The sequence below is a fragment of the Priestia koreensis genome (genome assembly GCF_022646885.1).
GTDB lineage: Bacteria > Bacillota > Bacilli > Bacillales > Bacillaceae_H > Bacillus_AG > Bacillus_AG koreensis_A.
On the sequence record NZ_CP061868.1, the window covers coordinates 3,059,736 to 3,074,712 of the forward strand.

Below are 14,977 nucleotides of genomic sequence, written 5' to 3' on the forward strand. Positions count from 1 at the left end.
TGGCGTTTAGTCCATAAAAAAAGAAGGCGCTATGCCTTCTCTTTAAAAAATTTATGAAAACTGTGCGCCGACTATACCGACGATCATAATAGCAAAACTAATTAATGCGCCTTTTCCATTTCGCTTCCGGTTTTCATCTCGTTTTATAACCGAATAAGCAAATGTACTAGCGTAGATCAGCAACCCTAAAAATCCTAGCATCGTGATGTATACAAACATGTCGTGCCTCCAAATAAGCTTTTTTCTTAATAGTAGCACAACCGCATATAGAAAAAAACTCCTGGCGAGAGCGATAAATAGAGTTTTTGGTTACGGATGAGCTGTTACGAGTGCTCCTTCATACATAAAGAAAGAGACTCTAGTTGGAGTCTCTTTCTTTATGTCCGCAACGCTTAAGCTACCTTAGACGCGATGACAATTACTTTCCCTCTGTCTAGCTCTTCCTCATATCGCTCAGCTTCTGGTTGTGATAGTCCTAGTGAAGTCATTTTCGAACGAAGTTCATCACCACGTGAGCGGAAAACATTTGCTAGTGCACTTCCTACCCCTTGTTCTTTTAATCCGATGTTGTTTGTATCGATCGCATCAGCTAAATCCTTGGAGCGGTTTTTATCGTGTGCGAGCAGATAAATTTCATCCGTTGTAAAACCATTTCGTATTAATGTCTCCACGATTTCTTTTGCTTGTACACCATTTTCAACGACTTTTACATCTACCATTATAAATTCCTCCTCTGATTTAACTTGCTATCAATTTCTTATTTGGTATATAGCCCCTATCGTTAGTTTTAAAACATTTTTTATAAGAAAAGCATTTATTTTTTAGCTCCCCTCTTCTTTTTTTACATATATTAGAAATTATGTTACGTTATAAATAAAAGAAATAAAGAGGTGTTGGAAATATGATGGTTGGTGCTCCATTGCTTGTGTCCCTTCCTCTCGGTCTACTCGTTATTGTTTTGTCTATATGGCTCCGAAAGAGACGGGTGCGTACATGGCTACTTTTATTGCCTAGCTTCGTACTCATGTTAACAGGAATTGTTTTCTTTTATGTTGGTATCGCATTTATTCGAGGCTTTGAGGGTTCTTCCTATAGCTTTATTGGCCTATTTTTAATGATCTTTAGCGCTGTAGGAATCATGGTTAGCCGCATACAGGTAAAACCTGCTTCGCGTCAGTAAAAAAAGGATCGTTCAATGATGAACGATCCTTTTTGTTATTCAGTATTTTAGTAAACAGGTGCTGCATATCTTCCAAACCAGTCATGACGGTTTGCTGAAATCCAGTTATAGAGCGGTACTCCCAAGCGATCCACTTTTGGAATATACAGCAACCAGCCAAACAGTGCCGTAGCTGGAAGCGCACGTAAAATTCGGCGGACCGAGTAGAAGCCTGCATAAAGCCTGCCAGAAGCCGACATCATGTGGATACGATCATACACATCTCGCTCTTTCAAATAATGATATTGCGCCTCATCTTCTGCCTTTTGTACAGGAACCCATTCGAGTCGCTGAAACCAATCGAGTTTGATTAACACTTTTTTAACATTGGCGCAAAGCGGACACTGCGCATCATAAAAAATAATATGTTTCATTCAATCACTCCCCATCGTTAGATCCTTTTTGTTTATTTACACTCTTTTTCTTATCGTAAACAATATAATGTTTTCTAAAAATACAGTCTTTTCATTACACTTCCATTTCGTTACAATAAATGTATAAATGAACAAAGTTGAGGTGAACTCATGCTAACTGGATGGTTTTTATGGTTTATTCTATTTTGGATTGTGTTCCTTATTAGTATGTTTGCCATCGGCGGATTCTTTATGTTTCGAAAGTTTTTAAAGCGGCTTCCTAAAGAGGATGGAAAATCCATTATTGACTGGGAGGAACATTACATTCGCGAAACATTGCATTTGTGGAGTTCGCCACAAAAACAGCTTCTTGAAGATTTGGTCAAGCCGGTTCCTGAACTTTTTCGAGATGTAGCCAAACAAAAAATTGCGGGTAAAATTGGTGAGCTTGCGCTTCAAGAACAAGCAAACGCCATTACTGAAGATTTAATTGTGAGAGGATATATCGTAGCAACACCAAAGCGCGACCACAAATTTTTATTAAAAACGCTGCAAGAAAAGAAAATTTCCGTCACCCCATATCAACACTTGTTTAAAAGCTCGTGAATAAACATCGCGTAACTTGAAGCAAACTAAAAAGAAGCCTGATATCAGGCTTCTTTTTAGACGGTTTGATCGATTGGACGCGTTGGAATTTGCTTGGAAATACGTTTGTATGAGATATACATCGCTACGCGCCACGGTACAATCATTCCGAAGGCTAGAATCCAAAACATCCCACCAAGCGCTCCTACCTCAATCGTTTGACTAAAGTATAGTTTGAGCGCTGTACGAATTGCGACTAAGGCAATTAAAATGAAGACAAAAGCCTTTGAGCGCTTCAAATATACTTGATCATCTTTTATCTCGAACTTTGACGTTTTGATTAAAAAGATAGAAAAGAACATACCCAACAGAATCGCTTCCAAGAATTCTGTACCGGTTACGCGAAAATATGGGAAAATGAACATTAACGCACCTGTACTCATAAAGAACGGTGGTAAAATAATTTTTTTCGCATTTGTCGGCTTTTTCGATGCCTTCACACGCACCATTAACACAAGCATTGCCATCGCAAGCGCAACTAAAGTTGAAGCAACAATCACGGTAATCCTTCCTTTTCTACATAATCTTCAGTATTTCTATTATAAGCCAAAAAAGGAGAAAAGAAAACACGGACGACCGTTTTCTAATGATTTACGATGTTTTCTTTGCTTTTTTTAATGTCTTCAGCAAGAAACCACCTTTAAATTTACGCGGTTCATACGAAATAATGAATGCTCTTGGTTCGTGATCTTCAATGATTCGAAACAGATCATCTTCTCTGTTTCTCTTTGTTAAAATCTCTAGCTGATAGCGAATGCTATCTCTTCCTTCACCGTGGAAAACAGTTACTCCAAATCCTTCTTGACGAAGTTCGGCAATTAAGCTTTCATTTTTAGCAGGGAGATTTACCATAAATGTCGTAAATCCAATCGCTAATTTTCGCTCAATAAAGCTTCCTACAACAATACCTAGTCCAAATCCTACTGCGTATACAACCATTTGTACAACGCTTTGTTCTCCAGAAAACACAATGGACAATCCAAAGACATAAATGAGGGACTCAATCACACCAAATAGTGACGCATAAGTGCTCATGCCTTTCACTAAGAAAATGGTACGTAAAGTTAAGACAGGCACATAAATAAGTTGAAGTAGCAAGATTAGTAAGATGTCCTTCACTCTTTACACCCCTTATGATTTTCTTCCGCCTAAGCGGTCAACCGAGCATAGATCAAACCAGTTGATGAGAACGTTGTACCTCAAGTAACCGTTTATCCCTACACAATGTTTTCATTTTATCACTACCATTTCGTTGTTTAAAGAGTGAATTTTAAATGAAAACAAAAAAAAGAGCAGTCACTTTATAGCTCCTTTTCTCCCTGTTCTATTTTAAAATTACCCGCTCTAAGCGAGCACTCTACTCACTGCATCAATTACGCGTGATTCATCAAACGGTTTTACAATGAAGTCCTTTGCCCCCGCTTCAATCGCATCCACGACCATCTTCTGTTGGCCCATCGCTGAACACATGATCACTTTTGAATCTGAAAATTCTTTTTTTATAATCCGCAGCGCTTCCATCCCGCTCATTTCTGGCATCGTAATATCCATCATTACGAGATCAGGCTGTAATTCCCGATACATTTCAACCGCTTGACGCCCATTTTCAGCCTCACCTACTACTTCATAGTGAGAATTTTCTAGGATTGCTGTTAGCGTTTTTCTCATAAACCGAGCATCATCTACTATTAATACCTTCGCCACTCTAAATCCTCCGTTCATTGAAACAAACCATATAGTCATTTTTGTATTAGGAATTATTTCATTTTTCAACTAAATTTCACTTTACCAATTTTACACAGTTTTTTCAATGCTATTTTACTATATTGTTTTAAAAACCTCTAAATCCACCTAATAAGCTAGAAGAATACGCAATAATTTTTGTCATCCAGTCGAAGTAAAGAACAATTCCCATTGCGACCATGAGATAACCCCCTCCTTTTACAAAAAGAGCGCTGTTACGTTTAATCCATTTTAAATGACCAATGAAAAATGATAGAATAAAAAACGGAATTGCAAACCCTAGCGCGTAGGCAATCATATAGGTCATGCCTGAGCCTGGATGAATAGCAGAAAGAGCAATAACAGACGCAAGAATAGGGCCTGTACAAGGCATCCAGCCGGCTGCAAAAGCCATGCCAATTACGATGGAGCCTAAGAAACCACTTGGACGTTGCGTAAAGGATAATCTGCGATCTTTCATAAGGAAAGATGGCTTAAAAATACCGACTACTACAAGCCCAAAAAAGATGATTAAAATGGCTCCCAATTGACGAATTAAGCCGTCATAATTTTGAAATATCTTGCCGACAAAGGAGCTTCCAAAACCGAGTGCCACGAAAATGATGGAAAATCCGATTAGGAAGAACAACGTATGAAGCATGCTTTTCCTTTTTAACATGCCGTTCTCTTCTTTTAGATCGTTTACGCTCATGCCCGTAATATACGATAAAAAAGCAGGATATAGTGGTAAACAACAAGGAGAAATAAAGGATAAAAATCCTCCACCTACTGCAATGACCAAGTTCAAATCTGCCATTCTCATCTGCACTTCCCTTCATAATCATTTTATTATCAATGAATCATTTCATGTCCTTTTGCTTTTAAAAAGTTCCATAATCTAGTATAATTAGGAAAAAGATAGGTGAAGAAAGGACCGTAGCAGTGCACAAACAAGACATTCTACTTCAAATTGAGAAAAAGCGCGAAGAGTTAGTACATATTGTAAAAATCAAGGGACTTACCTCTGCATTAACTGTCCAGTATAGTCAAGAGCTTGATCACCTGTTGAATTTATATGATCAAACTTATACAAGCAAATTAAACAACCTCTCATAAAGAGGTTGTCTTTTTTAGTTTATCATAATTTTCCATCTTCTTCTATGAAAAATTATGCGCCCTCTTGATTATTTTCTTCGTACGATAATCCGTTTTGCAGCAGATACATCTTGTAATAGAGCCCTTTTAAACTCAACAACTCTTGATGCGTTCCGCGCTCGACAATTTCGCCTTTATGAAGAACCAAAATAAGGTCAGCATTTTGAATAGTAGATAAGCGATGAGCAATCGCAATAGTTGTACGTCCCTTTCTCATACGCTCAAGCGCTAATTGGATGGCTTCTTCTGTTTCCGTATCAATATTCGCCGTTGCTTCATCTAGCACCAACACTTTCGGGTCGCGTACAATGGTTCTTGCAAAGGCCACTAGCTGGCGCTGACCACTTGAGAGAGTGGCTCCACGCTCTACGACTTTTTCATCATATTGATCCTCAAATCGTTCAATAAATGCATCGGCCTGAACAAACTTCGCCGCTTCCTTTACTTGATCTATCGTAATACTTTGATTATGAAGAGCAATATTGTGCTTAATATCGTTGGCGAACAAAAACGGATCTTGGAGAACAAGCCCTACTTTTCTTCTAAGCTCATCGTTTGTATATTCTCGAATTGGAACCCCATCAAGAAGAATGTTGCCTTTTTCAAGGTGATAAAAATGCATTAATAGATTAATAATGGAACTTTTTCCGCTTCCGGTGTGCCCTACTAATGCAACAGTTTCGCCAGGTTTGGCGGTAAACGAAATATTTTTTAACACATCTCGCTTTCCATCATAGGAAAATGTTACGTTCTCAAAGCGAATTTCGCCCTCCGTCACCTTGTTTGTTTCCTTATGACTACTAGACGGAGCATACGTGTTATCATCAAGGAGAGCAAACACGCGTGAGGCAGAAACAATCGCCTGCTGAAATAATGAAAGTCGCATCATTAGCTGGTTAATGGGTTCAAAAAATCGATCTAGGTAATTAATAAACGCATATAAAACGCCAATTTCAACAACGTTTCCAAACGACGAGATGCCGAAGTAGCTAAGGACGATCATCAGAGACACAATATAAATGACATCTACAGCAGGGCGAAGCAACAAACCATCAAGCTTAATGTTTTTTAATCCTGCTTCGTAGTGTTCTTCATTAATTTTGGCAAACTCTTTTTTCATTCGATCTTCTTGACGGAATACTTGCACAATCGCCATTCCTTGAAGAGATTCATTTAATGAGGCGTTCAGCTGACTGAGTTTTTCCCTCATTTGCTGATAAAAAACGGAGCTCACTTTGCGATAAATCTTCATTAACAAATACAAAGCGGGTAGCAGCACTAAGCAAAATGCAGCAAGCTTTACATTTAAAATAAACATCGCAATAAAAATCCCCACGAGCATAACACCATTTTGAATAAAGGAAACAATAACTTCCACAAACATATCTTTAATCGATTCCGTATCATTCGTAATGCGGGAGACAATGCTTCCGGTAGGCGTTTGATCGAAATACTTTAATCCAAGCTTATGGACCTTTGAAAAAACATCAATTCGAAGCTTTTGAATAATATTTAGCGCAAGCTCCTGAAATCGAAGCAGCTGAAAATATTGAATGACGACCTTAATGATATGCAGCCCCAAATACGCAATTCCAAGTAATAGTAAGGGATTTGTTGGCATGTACCGAGGTGTTAAATAGTCGTCGATAAACACTTTCACAATAATGGGCCCTAATATATCCGCCACTGTAACAATTAGTAGTAGAAAAAAAGTTAGAATGAACTGCTTTTTATAGGGAACCGTGTAGCTCAAAAGACGCTTTAAAACCGTTCGCTGTTCTTTTCCTGTCATATGCTGATTTACGTCCATTATTACCCTCCTAACTCCACTAAACTTTCTAGTTGCTGACGTTCGTACATGTCTTTGTACCAGCCCTTCTGCTTGGTTAACCATTCATGTGTGCCCATCTGTGCAATGCGCCCTTCTTCTAACACAAGTATTAAGTCTGCATGTGCTACGGCACTCAGTCGATGAGTTGTGATGATCGTTGTTTTTGACTGGCGATTTTCACGAAGCGATGCTAAAATATTTTCTTCTGTTCGCGCATCTACCGCTGATAACGAATCGTCTAAAATAAGCAATTCAGGATTTAATAGGAGTGCTCGTGCGATCGAGAGTCTTTGCTTTTGTCCACCTGAAAGCGAAACCCCTCGCTCCCCTACAACCGTATGATAGCCTTCCGTGAAATCTTGAATGTCCCTATGAACGTTCGCAATAGAAGCCGCTTCTTCAATTTCTTCCTGCGTTGCGTACGGCATAGCAAACGCAATGTTTTCCCCGACCGTTGCCGAGAATAAAAAATGATCTTGCGGCACATAGCCGATGGAAGAACGGAGAGCGTGTAACGTATAGTTTTTTAACTCGCCCTTACCAAACTGAATGCTTCCTTCGTATTGATCAAATTCTCGAATTAAAAGCTTTAAAAGGGTTGTTTTTCCTGCCCCTGTTTTCCCAACGATCCCGAGCGTCTGTCCTTTTCGCAGAGAAAACTGAATATCTGCTAATACCTTTTTCTCGTATTGAGGATATGAAAACGACTGAATGTTTACTTCTAAATCGCCTTGTGGGGGCTCTGTGAGCGCTTCTTTCACCTCAATAATGTCTTCTTTTTCACTTAGTAACGAAGCGACTCGGTCATAAGATGCGCTTCCTCTTTCCACAATATTAAACAGCCACCCAAAGGCAAGCATTGGCCAAATCAACAGCCCTAAGTAAGTCGTAAAGGCAACTAGGTCTCCAATTGTTAACTCATTATGAATGACCATACGTGATCCAAAAACAATCGATAAAATAAAGGAGAAGCCGACAATTAACGAAATGGTTGGGTCAAAGAGCGCATCAATTTTTGCAACGGCCATGTTCTTTTTCACAACGTCTTTTGACGACTGAATGAATTCCTCAACGTCTTCTTTTTCTTCGCCGAAGGTTTTGATTACTTTCACTCCGCTCACGCTTTCTTGCACTTTGTCATTTAAGCTTGAGAATGCTTGCTGTGCTTTATGAAATCGCTTATGTAAAAGTGATCCGTAATAGCTTGTCGACAGCGCCATAAACGGCATCGGAATTAAGCTAATTAACGTGAGCTTCCAGCTAATTGTTGTCGCCATCATGATGAGCACAAAGCCCCCTGTCGTAAGGGAGTCAACGAGTGTGAGCACGCCTGAGCCTGCTGTTTGCTGAATCGCTTGAAGATCATTTGTGGCGTGTGCCATTAAGTCCCCGATACGCTTTCGCTGATAAAAGGACGGCGACATTTTTGTGAAATGACTGTACAAATTGTTACGAAGCTGACGCGCTAGTTTAATCGATGATCCAAAGATCATAATGCGCCAGAAATAACGAGTTACATAGCACAGCAGCGCTACGACGAGTAGAATCGCCATCATTACGACAAGCCGCTTACCTGTAAGTACATCTCGTTGCATGTCATCTACGACATACCCGATCATTTTAGGTGGGACAAGTTGAAGCAAAGCGACAAATCCCAACAGCAAAATACCCATCAAATAGGAGCGCTTCTCCTGCTTAAAAAACCACCATAAATTCTTGAATATTTTCATTTTGTGACCTCACTTTTGTTTTTCTTTTAAAAATATTCTGTTTATTGTCACTACAAGAAAAGACACCCCCAAAGTGTAAGAGTGCCTTAGTCGTTGCACCGTATGTAGGTTAGCGTACACGCTGTTTTTTGTGACGTAAAACGCGCACATAGCCTCTGCTAACATGAAAAATATACCCTATATCTTCCTTTTTGTCTATATGCTTTACATTGCTTTTTGTTTCACGATTTTTTGGTTCACTGATCCATCGCATCGAAGAACGACATTAATCAGCCAACCCCCTCCTCGTATATAGACGTGACCTATAGTCCTCTAAATTCTCTCACTGACTCTACGGTTTCGCCTTTAAACGAGATAATGCCCTGAAAGTAGGTCCACGCTTCGCCCTTTCCATTGATCTCACTCTTACTATGAATGACGTCTGGTCTTCCCCAACGATCGAGTACTTCTTTCTTAGTCATTCCAATCTCTACTTTCTTGTTCTTATTTTTTTTTGCATTGGTTTCATAAAAGCTAAGTTTTTTATTTACACCCCGTCGTAATTCGTTAATATCTCCCGTTAATTCTGCTGGTATGAATGTGGCGCTATTCAGGTATATTCGAATGGCATTATAATTTAGTTCACCTGTATGGTTACTAAAATGGTCATCTTTAAATTCGTTATATGTTTTAAACGCTGTTGCGATATTACGAAATGTTTGGTGATTTTCATCATTTAACTTTTCACACTCGGCAATAACCGTCTGATATTCACCCTTTTTAATAAGCTCTACATATCGACTCTCTTCTTTTGATAGGATATGCTCATCACTCTCTACTTTACTCTCTACTTTATCTGCGTTTGCTCCCTCTGTTTCATAGGAACAAGCTCCAAGAATGGATGCTAAGACTACTGTATATAAAAGCTTTTTCAAAACATCTCCTCCTCATCAACTATTAACCTGTCTCTTTATATTCTACGATATCTTCTTTACAAATAATGTAAATATCGTTAAAAAAGCAAGAAAATACAAAAAAAGACTACCCTCTCTGTTTTATCCACAGAAAACGTAGTCTATTTCGGATGAAAATCATATGAATAGCGAAAGCTTTACTTGATCAAATATGTATATGCCATTATAAACAATGATAATGGCGTTATATCGTTACAATGCTTGACGCATTAGCTGCTCTTATTTGATTTGATTGCTCATTGCTTTCATCATTTGATTGATTTTCTTTTGAGAAGGTTTCATTCCCATTTGCATCATCATCATTTTTAGCATTTGTTCATTAATAGGCGGGTTTTTCTTTAAATAGCTCATCATGTATTTACGTGCAATGAAGAATCCTAGCGCTATTCCAACAAGCAGAGCTAGAACACCAATTAAAATATCTAACCACATAAAACTATTTCCTCCTTCGTGTTGTCTACCTTACAGTGTACTAAACCAAGAGTTATTATACAATATTTACTTCTTAATTTCTGCAATATTTATATGAATTTTTTTGTTTTAATAGGCGTGAGCCAACCATATTGTCCTTTTGTGAAATCCATGGCCAAAAAATAAGGGTTTAACTTACGTAGCACTTCGAAAAAAGCGGTTTCCGCATCTACTCCCCCAATGCCTTCAAGAGAAATAAGCCGATCATACATTTTAATTCTCGCACGGCTCTGTGTTTTTAAAATGGATAGCTTGTACTGTTTTTCCCCTTTGAAAAAAGCCGTTGTATGCAAAAAAGCAGACTCTATTGCATCTTCTAGTTCTTCTATTGGAAGAGGTTTCGTAATATACTCTACCTGTTTTTTTAGCTCATCATATTGTATATGGGAAGGCTGCTGAAAATCTTTGAACAATTGAAAAATAAGCCCTGCACGCTGATAGTAGTGATTCGCTACTTCTTTTTCGATTAAATAAATATCGTATTTTCTCATCATATAGCCCCCTTATACGTTCTTAGTACCCATTATAAAACGAGCACCTTAAAATGATTGTCTATTTATGGAACAGATAACCACTAATTTTGTCGAAATAAAAAAAGGTGGCTGAGAAGAAATCTTCTCAGTCACCTTTTATTTATGAGCCGGCGCTGCTTATTTGTTTAATAAAGCTTTTACGCGAGCTACTACATTTTCAGTTGTGAAGCCAAATTCTTTCATGATTAAGTCCCCAGGAGCTGAAGCACCGAAGTGGTTAATGCCTAATACTTCGCCTTCATCACCAGTGTAACGCTCCCAACCGAATGGTGCTGCTACTTCCATAGCAAAACGTTTTTTCACTGATTTTGGAAGAACGGACTCTTTGTATTCAGCAGATTGCTCTTCGAAACGATCCCAAGCTGGCATACTTACTACTGCAGCAGCAATGCCGTCTTTTTCAAGTTCTTTTTGAGCGTCTACTGCTAAGCTTACTTCAGAACCAGATGCAAGTAATAATACATCCGCTTGTTCTTTGCTTGCTTTCGATACAACATAAGCACCTTTTTTCACGCCTTCGTACGCATTTTTATCCGTACCAGGAAGTGTAGGTAAGTTTTGACGAGTTAACACAAGCGCTGTTGGACGGTCAGTTGATTCAACCGCTAGTCTCCAAGCAGCTGCTGTTTCGTTAGCATCAGCAGGACGTACTACTGATAAGCCAGGCATTGCACGTAATGATGGTAATTGCTCGATTGGTTCATGAGTTGGACCATCTTCCCCAACCGCAATACTGTCATGCGTGAATACATATGTTACAGGTAGTTGCATTAGAGCAGCTAAGCGAATTGCAGGACGTAGGTAGTCAGAGAATACGAAGAACGTACCACCGAATATTTTTGCACCACCATGAAGAGCAATACCATTCATCGCAGCACCCATTGCGAATTCACGTACACCGAACCAAATGTTACGACCACTGAAGTCTTCAGCTGTGAAGTCCCCTGCATCTTTAAGATTCGTTTTGTTTGAACCAGCTAAGTCAGCAGAACCACCAAAGATTTGTGGAACAGCTTTCGCTACAGCGTTTAATACTTCACCAGATGAAGCACGAGTCGCTGTTGAAGACCCTTCTTCATAAGTTGGAAGTTGTTTTTCCCAACCTTCTGGAAGTTCCCCTTTGATCGCTGCTTCAAATTCACTTGCAAGCTCTGGATGAGCTTCTTTATATTGAGCGAATAGGTCATTCCATTCTTGCTCTTTTTGTTGACCTGCTTCAACAATCACTTTGTTGAAATGATCATACACTTCGTTTGGCACGTGGAAATCTTCTTCAAACGTCCAGCTGTAAGCATCTTTTGTTAATTTAGATTCTTCTGATCCCAGTGGTGCACCGTGTACAGAAGATGTACCTGCACGGTTTGGAGAACCAAATCCGATAACAGTTTTCACTTCAATAATTGTTGGGCGATCAAGATCTGATTTTGCTTCCGCTAAAGCTTTTTCAATTTCTTCTACGTCATTACCGTTTTCAACACGAACATATTGCCATCCGTATGCTTTGAAACGACCTTCTACGCTTTCAGAGAATGAACGATCTAAATCTCCATCAAGAGAAATATCATTTGAATCATAAAGAACAACTAAACGACCTAATTTAAGATGCGCTGCTAAAGACGCTGCTTCTGCAGAAACCCCTTCCATTAAGTCCCCATCTCCACATAAAGAATATGTGAAATGATTTACTACATCATAGTTATCTTTGTTGAATTTTGCTGCTAAATGACGCTCTGCCATTGCCATACCAACAGCCATTGCAACACCTTGTCCTAATGGACCTGTTGTTGCTTCAACCCCTACAGTATGACCGAATTCTGGATGTCCTGGAGTTTTGCTTCCCCATTGACGGAAGTTCTTAAGTTCTTCCATTGGTAAGCCGTAGCCAGCTAAATGAAGCATGCTATATAGTAATGCTGAACCATGACCTGCAGATAAAACAAAGCGGTCGCGGTTAAACCAGTTTGGATTTTTTGGGCTGTGATTCATTACCTTTGTCCAAAGTGCATAAGTCATTGGTGCTGCACCCATTGGTAAACCAGGGTGACCTGAATTTGCTTTCTCAATTGCATCAATTGATAAAGTACGGATAGTAGCAATTGATAAATCTTCGATACGATCTAACATGTAATTCATTCCTTTCGAAATAGCTATGTATAGGATACATTTCTTATCATACTCGTGTTTCTTAAATTTGTACAATAGTTCACTCACACATTTTTTGTGAAAAAGAAAGAAATTATACAAATAAGGATGACTCCTGCAAAGTATTTTTTACGGAACCATCCTCATTTTTAGTCAAAATCAATGCATATTGCGTCTCTTTTGACTCTCTTTTAATTTTTTAGGCGTTACGTCATTCCCGTTTGGATCAACGACCTTCACGGAATGCAGTGAGTTCGTCATCGACTTACGGAATGACTTAATATATTCTTCACGCAGCTTTTTTTGCTCTTTTGCTTCAGCAGGTGTTAACCCTTCACCTTTAGCCTTATTCGCTAGCAAGTTAATGCGGGCAATTTTATCTTGTGAAAGCATAACTGACTACTCCTTCATGTGGATTGTGTAGCCATCTTACTATAGACGCGATTATTTTGGCAAGTCATCGCCCTGAGAATTTACGTGGTCTTGATAGCGACGGTGAACGGTTGCTTTTGATACATCATAACCAAATCCTCTTAATGTAGCCGCAATATCGGCAAAGGTCAATTTGTTTTGACGCAGTCTGACAATCTCCTCGATCGGCACTTCTATTTTGTCTCTTCCTGAGTTAACATGCAGATTTTTCAAATTCTTTTCTGGTCGATAGCCACGCTCCACTGCACGCTTCATCCCTCGCTTAATTTTCATGTTATGAATTTTCCGCTGATATTCCTCGACAATACTAATGATCTCAAGCACCATGGAATCAGATTCCGAAAGCTGGAGCTTGCCTTGATGGCTAATTGTATAAATCTGAACGTTTTGCTGTAAGAGCCAGTGAAGAAGAGCAATCTTTGCATGTCCTCTTCCCATTCTCGTCTCATCTTGAACGAGTAATACTTCTACCTTTTCCTCACTGATTAAGTGAATGAGTTCATTGATTCCTTCACGATCAATGTCATAACCGCTTGCTTTTTCTTGAATAACTTTTACGATCTCAAAATTGTATTCGGCTGCCAGTTGCAGCAATTCTTCTTGTTGCCTTTGCAATGATGTTTCCTGCGCCTGCTTTTCCGTACTGACGCGGCAATAAATAATAGCTTTCACATACCTCACTACTTTCGACGTTCTTATTCAGCCAGCACAACAGAAGCTGGTATTTTCTTTTTCAACACAGGAATATGTATTTTGTCTCCTGGGTGAATGGTGTCGCCCTTTAATTGATTATTTGAACATACCCACTCAATAAAGTCTGTTGAAGACATTTTATGATAGTCCTTATATTGGCGGGATAACCCCCATAAAGAATCACCAGAGGACACGGTAATTGTAGCGTATTTTTCTATGTTTGTCTCACCCGCAGCGGCCGTAACCGTATATGTGAATAAAGCTATAAAGATAAAGAAGAATGAATAAAACTTAATAGATTGCAAATGTTTCTTCAAATTCATCACCCCAACAAGAATATATGTTCTTATTCTAATTCGAACATACGTTTCAAGTCAACGGTTTTTTTCGAACTTATGTTTGTATATTATGAAGTGACGTGATATAATTTTACCTAATAAGAGGTAGAAAAGAGGTGTTTAGCTTGACAAAACTTTCGAAACGTCAACAGGACATATTGAATTTTATAAAAGAAGAAGTGCGTTCAAAAGGTTATCCACCCTCTGTGCGTGAGATCGGTGAAGCTGTGGGACTAGCGTCTAGCTCAACTGTACACGGACACCTTGCACGATTAGAAAGCAAAGGGCTTATTCGCAGAGATCCGACCAAACCGCGCGCGATTGAAATTTTGGACTTAGATGAAGCAACAAAAATTCCACAAAGCAATGTTGTAAATGTTCCCGTTATTGGTAAAGTAACAGCTGGACAACCCATTACAGCCATTGAAAATGTGGAAGAGTACTTCCCTTTACCAGATAAATATGTGTCACCTGATGAGCATGTGTTCATGCTTGAAATTATGGGGAACAGTATGATTGAAGCTGGTATTTTGAATGGTGATATGGTCATTGTTCGTCAGCAACAAACCGCTAACAACGGCGACATTGTCGTTGCGATGACAGAAGAAAACGAGGCGACAGTCAAACGTTTCTTTAAAGAACAAAACTACATTCGCTTACAGCCTGAAAATTCTACGATGGAGCCGATTATTTTGCGAAACGTTTCCATTTTAGGAAAAGTAATTGGCGTTTATCGCTCCATCCACTAAAACAGAAGCCG

Annotated in this window: 20 protein-coding genes; 4 read left to right on the top strand and 16 right to left on the bottom strand. The window is 39.0% G+C overall.

Features of this window, described 5'->3' with window-relative positions; all coding sequences use genetic code 11:
• Positions 1-51 precede the first annotated feature (51 nt).
• Both IE339_RS16150 and IE339_RS16155 read right to left on the bottom strand, forming a co-directional pair.
• Positions 52-219, bottom strand: a complete 168-nt coding sequence (locus IE339_RS16150; RefSeq protein WP_242169190.1) for a hypothetical protein — start codon at positions 217-219, stop codon at positions 52-54.
• Between the two features lie 173 nt (positions 220-392).
• Positions 393-719: a YflT domain-containing protein gene (locus IE339_RS16155; protein WP_242169192.1), complete on the bottom strand. Its 327-nt coding sequence runs from the start codon at positions 717-719 to the stop codon at positions 393-395.
• Positions 720-901: 182 nt separating this feature from the next.
• Between IE339_RS16155 and IE339_RS16160 the strand changes: the two genes are divergently transcribed.
• Positions 902-1,180, top strand: a complete 279-nt coding sequence (locus tag IE339_RS16160; protein WP_242169194.1) for a YesK family protein — start codon at positions 902-904, stop codon at positions 1,178-1,180.
• A gap of 47 nt (positions 1,181-1,227) precedes the next feature.
• Here the strand turns inward: IE339_RS16160 and IE339_RS16165 are convergent, their stop codons facing one another.
• Positions 1,228-1,593 (bottom strand): thiol-disulfide oxidoreductase DCC family protein, encoded by a 366-nt coding sequence (locus tag IE339_RS16165; protein ID WP_242169196.1) that lies wholly within the window; start codon positions 1,591-1,593, stop codon positions 1,228-1,230.
• A 150-nt stretch (positions 1,594-1,743) separates the two neighbouring features.
• Here IE339_RS16165 and IE339_RS16170 point away from each other — a divergent pair, with 150 nt between their 5' ends.
• Positions 1,744-2,178, top strand: a complete 435-nt coding sequence (locus IE339_RS16170; RefSeq protein ID WP_053401462.1) for a DUF2621 domain-containing protein — start codon at positions 1,744-1,746, stop codon at positions 2,176-2,178.
• Between the two features lie 56 nt (positions 2,179-2,234).
• Here IE339_RS16170 and IE339_RS16175 read toward each other — a convergent pair whose 3' ends face one another.
• The 4 genes from IE339_RS16175 to IE339_RS16190 form a co-directional block, all read right to left on the bottom strand.
• Positions 2,235-2,717: a CcdC family protein gene (locus tag IE339_RS16175; protein WP_083446516.1), complete on the bottom strand. Its 483-nt coding sequence runs from the start codon at positions 2,715-2,717 to the stop codon at positions 2,235-2,237.
• Positions 2,718-2,808: 91 nt separating this feature from the next.
• Entirely contained in the window at positions 2,809-3,336 is a 528-nt protein-coding gene (locus tag IE339_RS16180; RefSeq protein WP_242169198.1) for a DUF2179 domain-containing protein, read from the bottom strand.
• 225 nt (positions 3,337-3,561) lie between these two features.
• Positions 3,562-3,921 carry a response regulator gene (locus IE339_RS16185; RefSeq protein ID WP_277933915.1) on the bottom strand — a complete coding sequence of 120 codons (360 nt, stop codon included), beginning with the start codon at positions 3,919-3,921 and terminating at the stop codon, positions 3,562-3,564.
• 127 nt (positions 3,922-4,048) lie between these two features.
• A complete protein-coding gene (locus IE339_RS16190; protein ID WP_242176219.1) occupies positions 4,049-4,756 on the bottom strand; it encodes a cytochrome c biogenesis CcdA family protein in 708 nt (235 codons plus the stop codon).
• Between the two features lie 125 nt (positions 4,757-4,881).
• On the opposite strand from IE339_RS16190, the gene IE339_RS16195 reads away from it, so the two are divergent.
• A complete protein-coding gene (locus tag IE339_RS16195; RefSeq protein ID WP_083446517.1) occupies positions 4,882-5,055 on the top strand; it encodes an aspartyl-phosphate phosphatase Spo0E family protein in 174 nt (57 codons plus the stop codon).
• Positions 5,056-5,107: 52 nt separating this feature from the next.
• Here IE339_RS16195 and IE339_RS16200 read toward each other — a convergent pair whose 3' ends face one another.
• The 9 genes from IE339_RS16200 to yneA form a co-directional block, all read right to left on the bottom strand.
• Positions 5,108-6,904 carry an ABC transporter ATP-binding protein gene (locus IE339_RS16200; RefSeq protein WP_242169200.1) on the bottom strand — a complete coding sequence of 599 codons (1,797 nt, stop codon included), beginning with the start codon at positions 6,902-6,904 and terminating at the stop codon, positions 5,108-5,110.
• 2 nt (positions 6,905-6,906) lie between these two features.
• A complete protein-coding gene (locus tag IE339_RS16205; RefSeq protein WP_242169202.1) occupies positions 6,907-8,655 on the bottom strand; it encodes an ABC transporter transmembrane domain-containing protein in 1,749 nt (582 codons plus the stop codon).
• 302 nt (positions 8,656-8,957) lie between these two features.
• Entirely contained in the window at positions 8,958-9,569 is a 612-nt protein-coding gene (locus IE339_RS16210) for a DUF2845 domain-containing protein (protein WP_242169204.1), read from the bottom strand.
• 258 nt (positions 9,570-9,827) lie between these two features.
• Positions 9,828-10,040 (bottom strand): YneF family protein, encoded by a 213-nt coding sequence (locus tag IE339_RS16215; RefSeq protein ID WP_053401509.1) that lies wholly within the window; start codon positions 10,038-10,040, stop codon positions 9,828-9,830.
• 89 nt (positions 10,041-10,129) lie between these two features.
• Complete coding sequence (sirA, locus tag IE339_RS16220; RefSeq protein ID WP_242169206.1) at positions 10,130-10,573, bottom strand: sporulation inhibitor of replication protein SirA; 444 nt, start codon at positions 10,571-10,573, stop codon at positions 10,130-10,132.
• A 156-nt stretch (positions 10,574-10,729) separates the two neighbouring features.
• Positions 10,730-12,736 carry a transketolase gene (tkt, locus tag IE339_RS16225; RefSeq protein WP_242169208.1) on the bottom strand — a complete coding sequence of 669 codons (2,007 nt, stop codon included), beginning with the start codon at positions 12,734-12,736 and terminating at the stop codon, positions 10,730-10,732.
• A gap of 177 nt (positions 12,737-12,913) precedes the next feature.
• Positions 12,914-13,147, bottom strand: coding sequence for a DUF896 domain-containing protein (locus IE339_RS16230; RefSeq protein WP_242169210.1), 234 nt, complete (start codon positions 13,145-13,147; stop codon positions 12,914-12,916).
• Positions 13,148-13,198: 51 nt separating this feature from the next.
• Entirely contained in the window at positions 13,199-13,858 is a 660-nt protein-coding gene (locus tag IE339_RS16235) for a YneB family resolvase-like protein (protein ID WP_242169213.1), read from the bottom strand.
• A gap of 23 nt (positions 13,859-13,881) precedes the next feature.
• Positions 13,882-14,196, bottom strand: a complete 315-nt coding sequence (gene yneA, locus IE339_RS16240) for a cell division suppressor protein YneA (RefSeq protein ID WP_242169214.1) — start codon at positions 14,194-14,196, stop codon at positions 13,882-13,884.
• Between the two features lie 146 nt (positions 14,197-14,342).
• On the opposite strand from yneA, the gene lexA reads away from it, so the two are divergent.
• Positions 14,343-14,966 carry a transcriptional repressor LexA gene (gene lexA, locus IE339_RS16245; protein ID WP_053401515.1) on the top strand — a complete coding sequence of 208 codons (624 nt, stop codon included), beginning with the start codon at positions 14,343-14,345 and terminating at the stop codon, positions 14,964-14,966.
• Positions 14,967-14,977 lie beyond the last annotated feature (11 nt).

Coding starts and splice junctions, on each gene's coding strand:
- IE339_RS16190 (WP_242176219.1), bottom strand. CDS start 4,756: ATGGCAGATTTGAACTTGGTCATTGCAGTAGGTGGAGGATTTTTATCC.
- IE339_RS16170 (WP_053401462.1), top strand. CDS start 1,744: ATGCTAACTGGATGGTTTTTATGGTTTATTCTATTTTGGATTGTGTTC.
- IE339_RS16200 (WP_242169200.1), bottom strand. CDS start 6,904: ATGGACGTAAATCAGCATATGACAGGAAAAGAACAGCGAACGGTTTTA.
- IE339_RS16160 (WP_242169194.1), top strand. CDS start 902: ATGATGGTTGGTGCTCCATTGCTTGTGTCCCTTCCTCTCGGTCTACTC.
- IE339_RS16150 (WP_242169190.1), bottom strand. CDS start 219: ATGTTTGTATACATCACGATGCTAGGATTTTTAGGGTTGCTGATCTAC.
- IE339_RS16205 (WP_242169202.1), bottom strand. CDS start 8,655: ATGAAAATATTCAAGAATTTATGGTGGTTTTTTAAGCAGGAGAAGCGC.
- sirA (WP_242169206.1), bottom strand. CDS start 10,573: ATGATGAGAAAATACGATATTTATTTAATCGAAAAAGAAGTAGCGAAT.
- IE339_RS16215 (WP_053401509.1), bottom strand. CDS start 10,040: ATGTGGTTAGATATTTTAATTGGTGTTCTAGCTCTGCTTGTTGGAATA.
- tkt (WP_242169208.1), bottom strand. CDS start 12,736: ATGTTAGATCGTATCGAAGATTTATCAATTGCTACTATCCGTACTTTA.
- IE339_RS16165 (WP_242169196.1), bottom strand. CDS start 1,593: ATGAAACATATTATTTTTTATGATGCGCAGTGTCCGCTTTGCGCCAAT.
- IE339_RS16230 (WP_242169210.1), bottom strand. CDS start 13,147: ATGCTTTCACAAGATAAAATTGCCCGCATTAACTTGCTAGCGAATAAG.
- IE339_RS16155 (WP_242169192.1), bottom strand. CDS start 719: ATGGTAGATGTAAAAGTCGTTGAAAATGGTGTACAAGCAAAAGAAATC.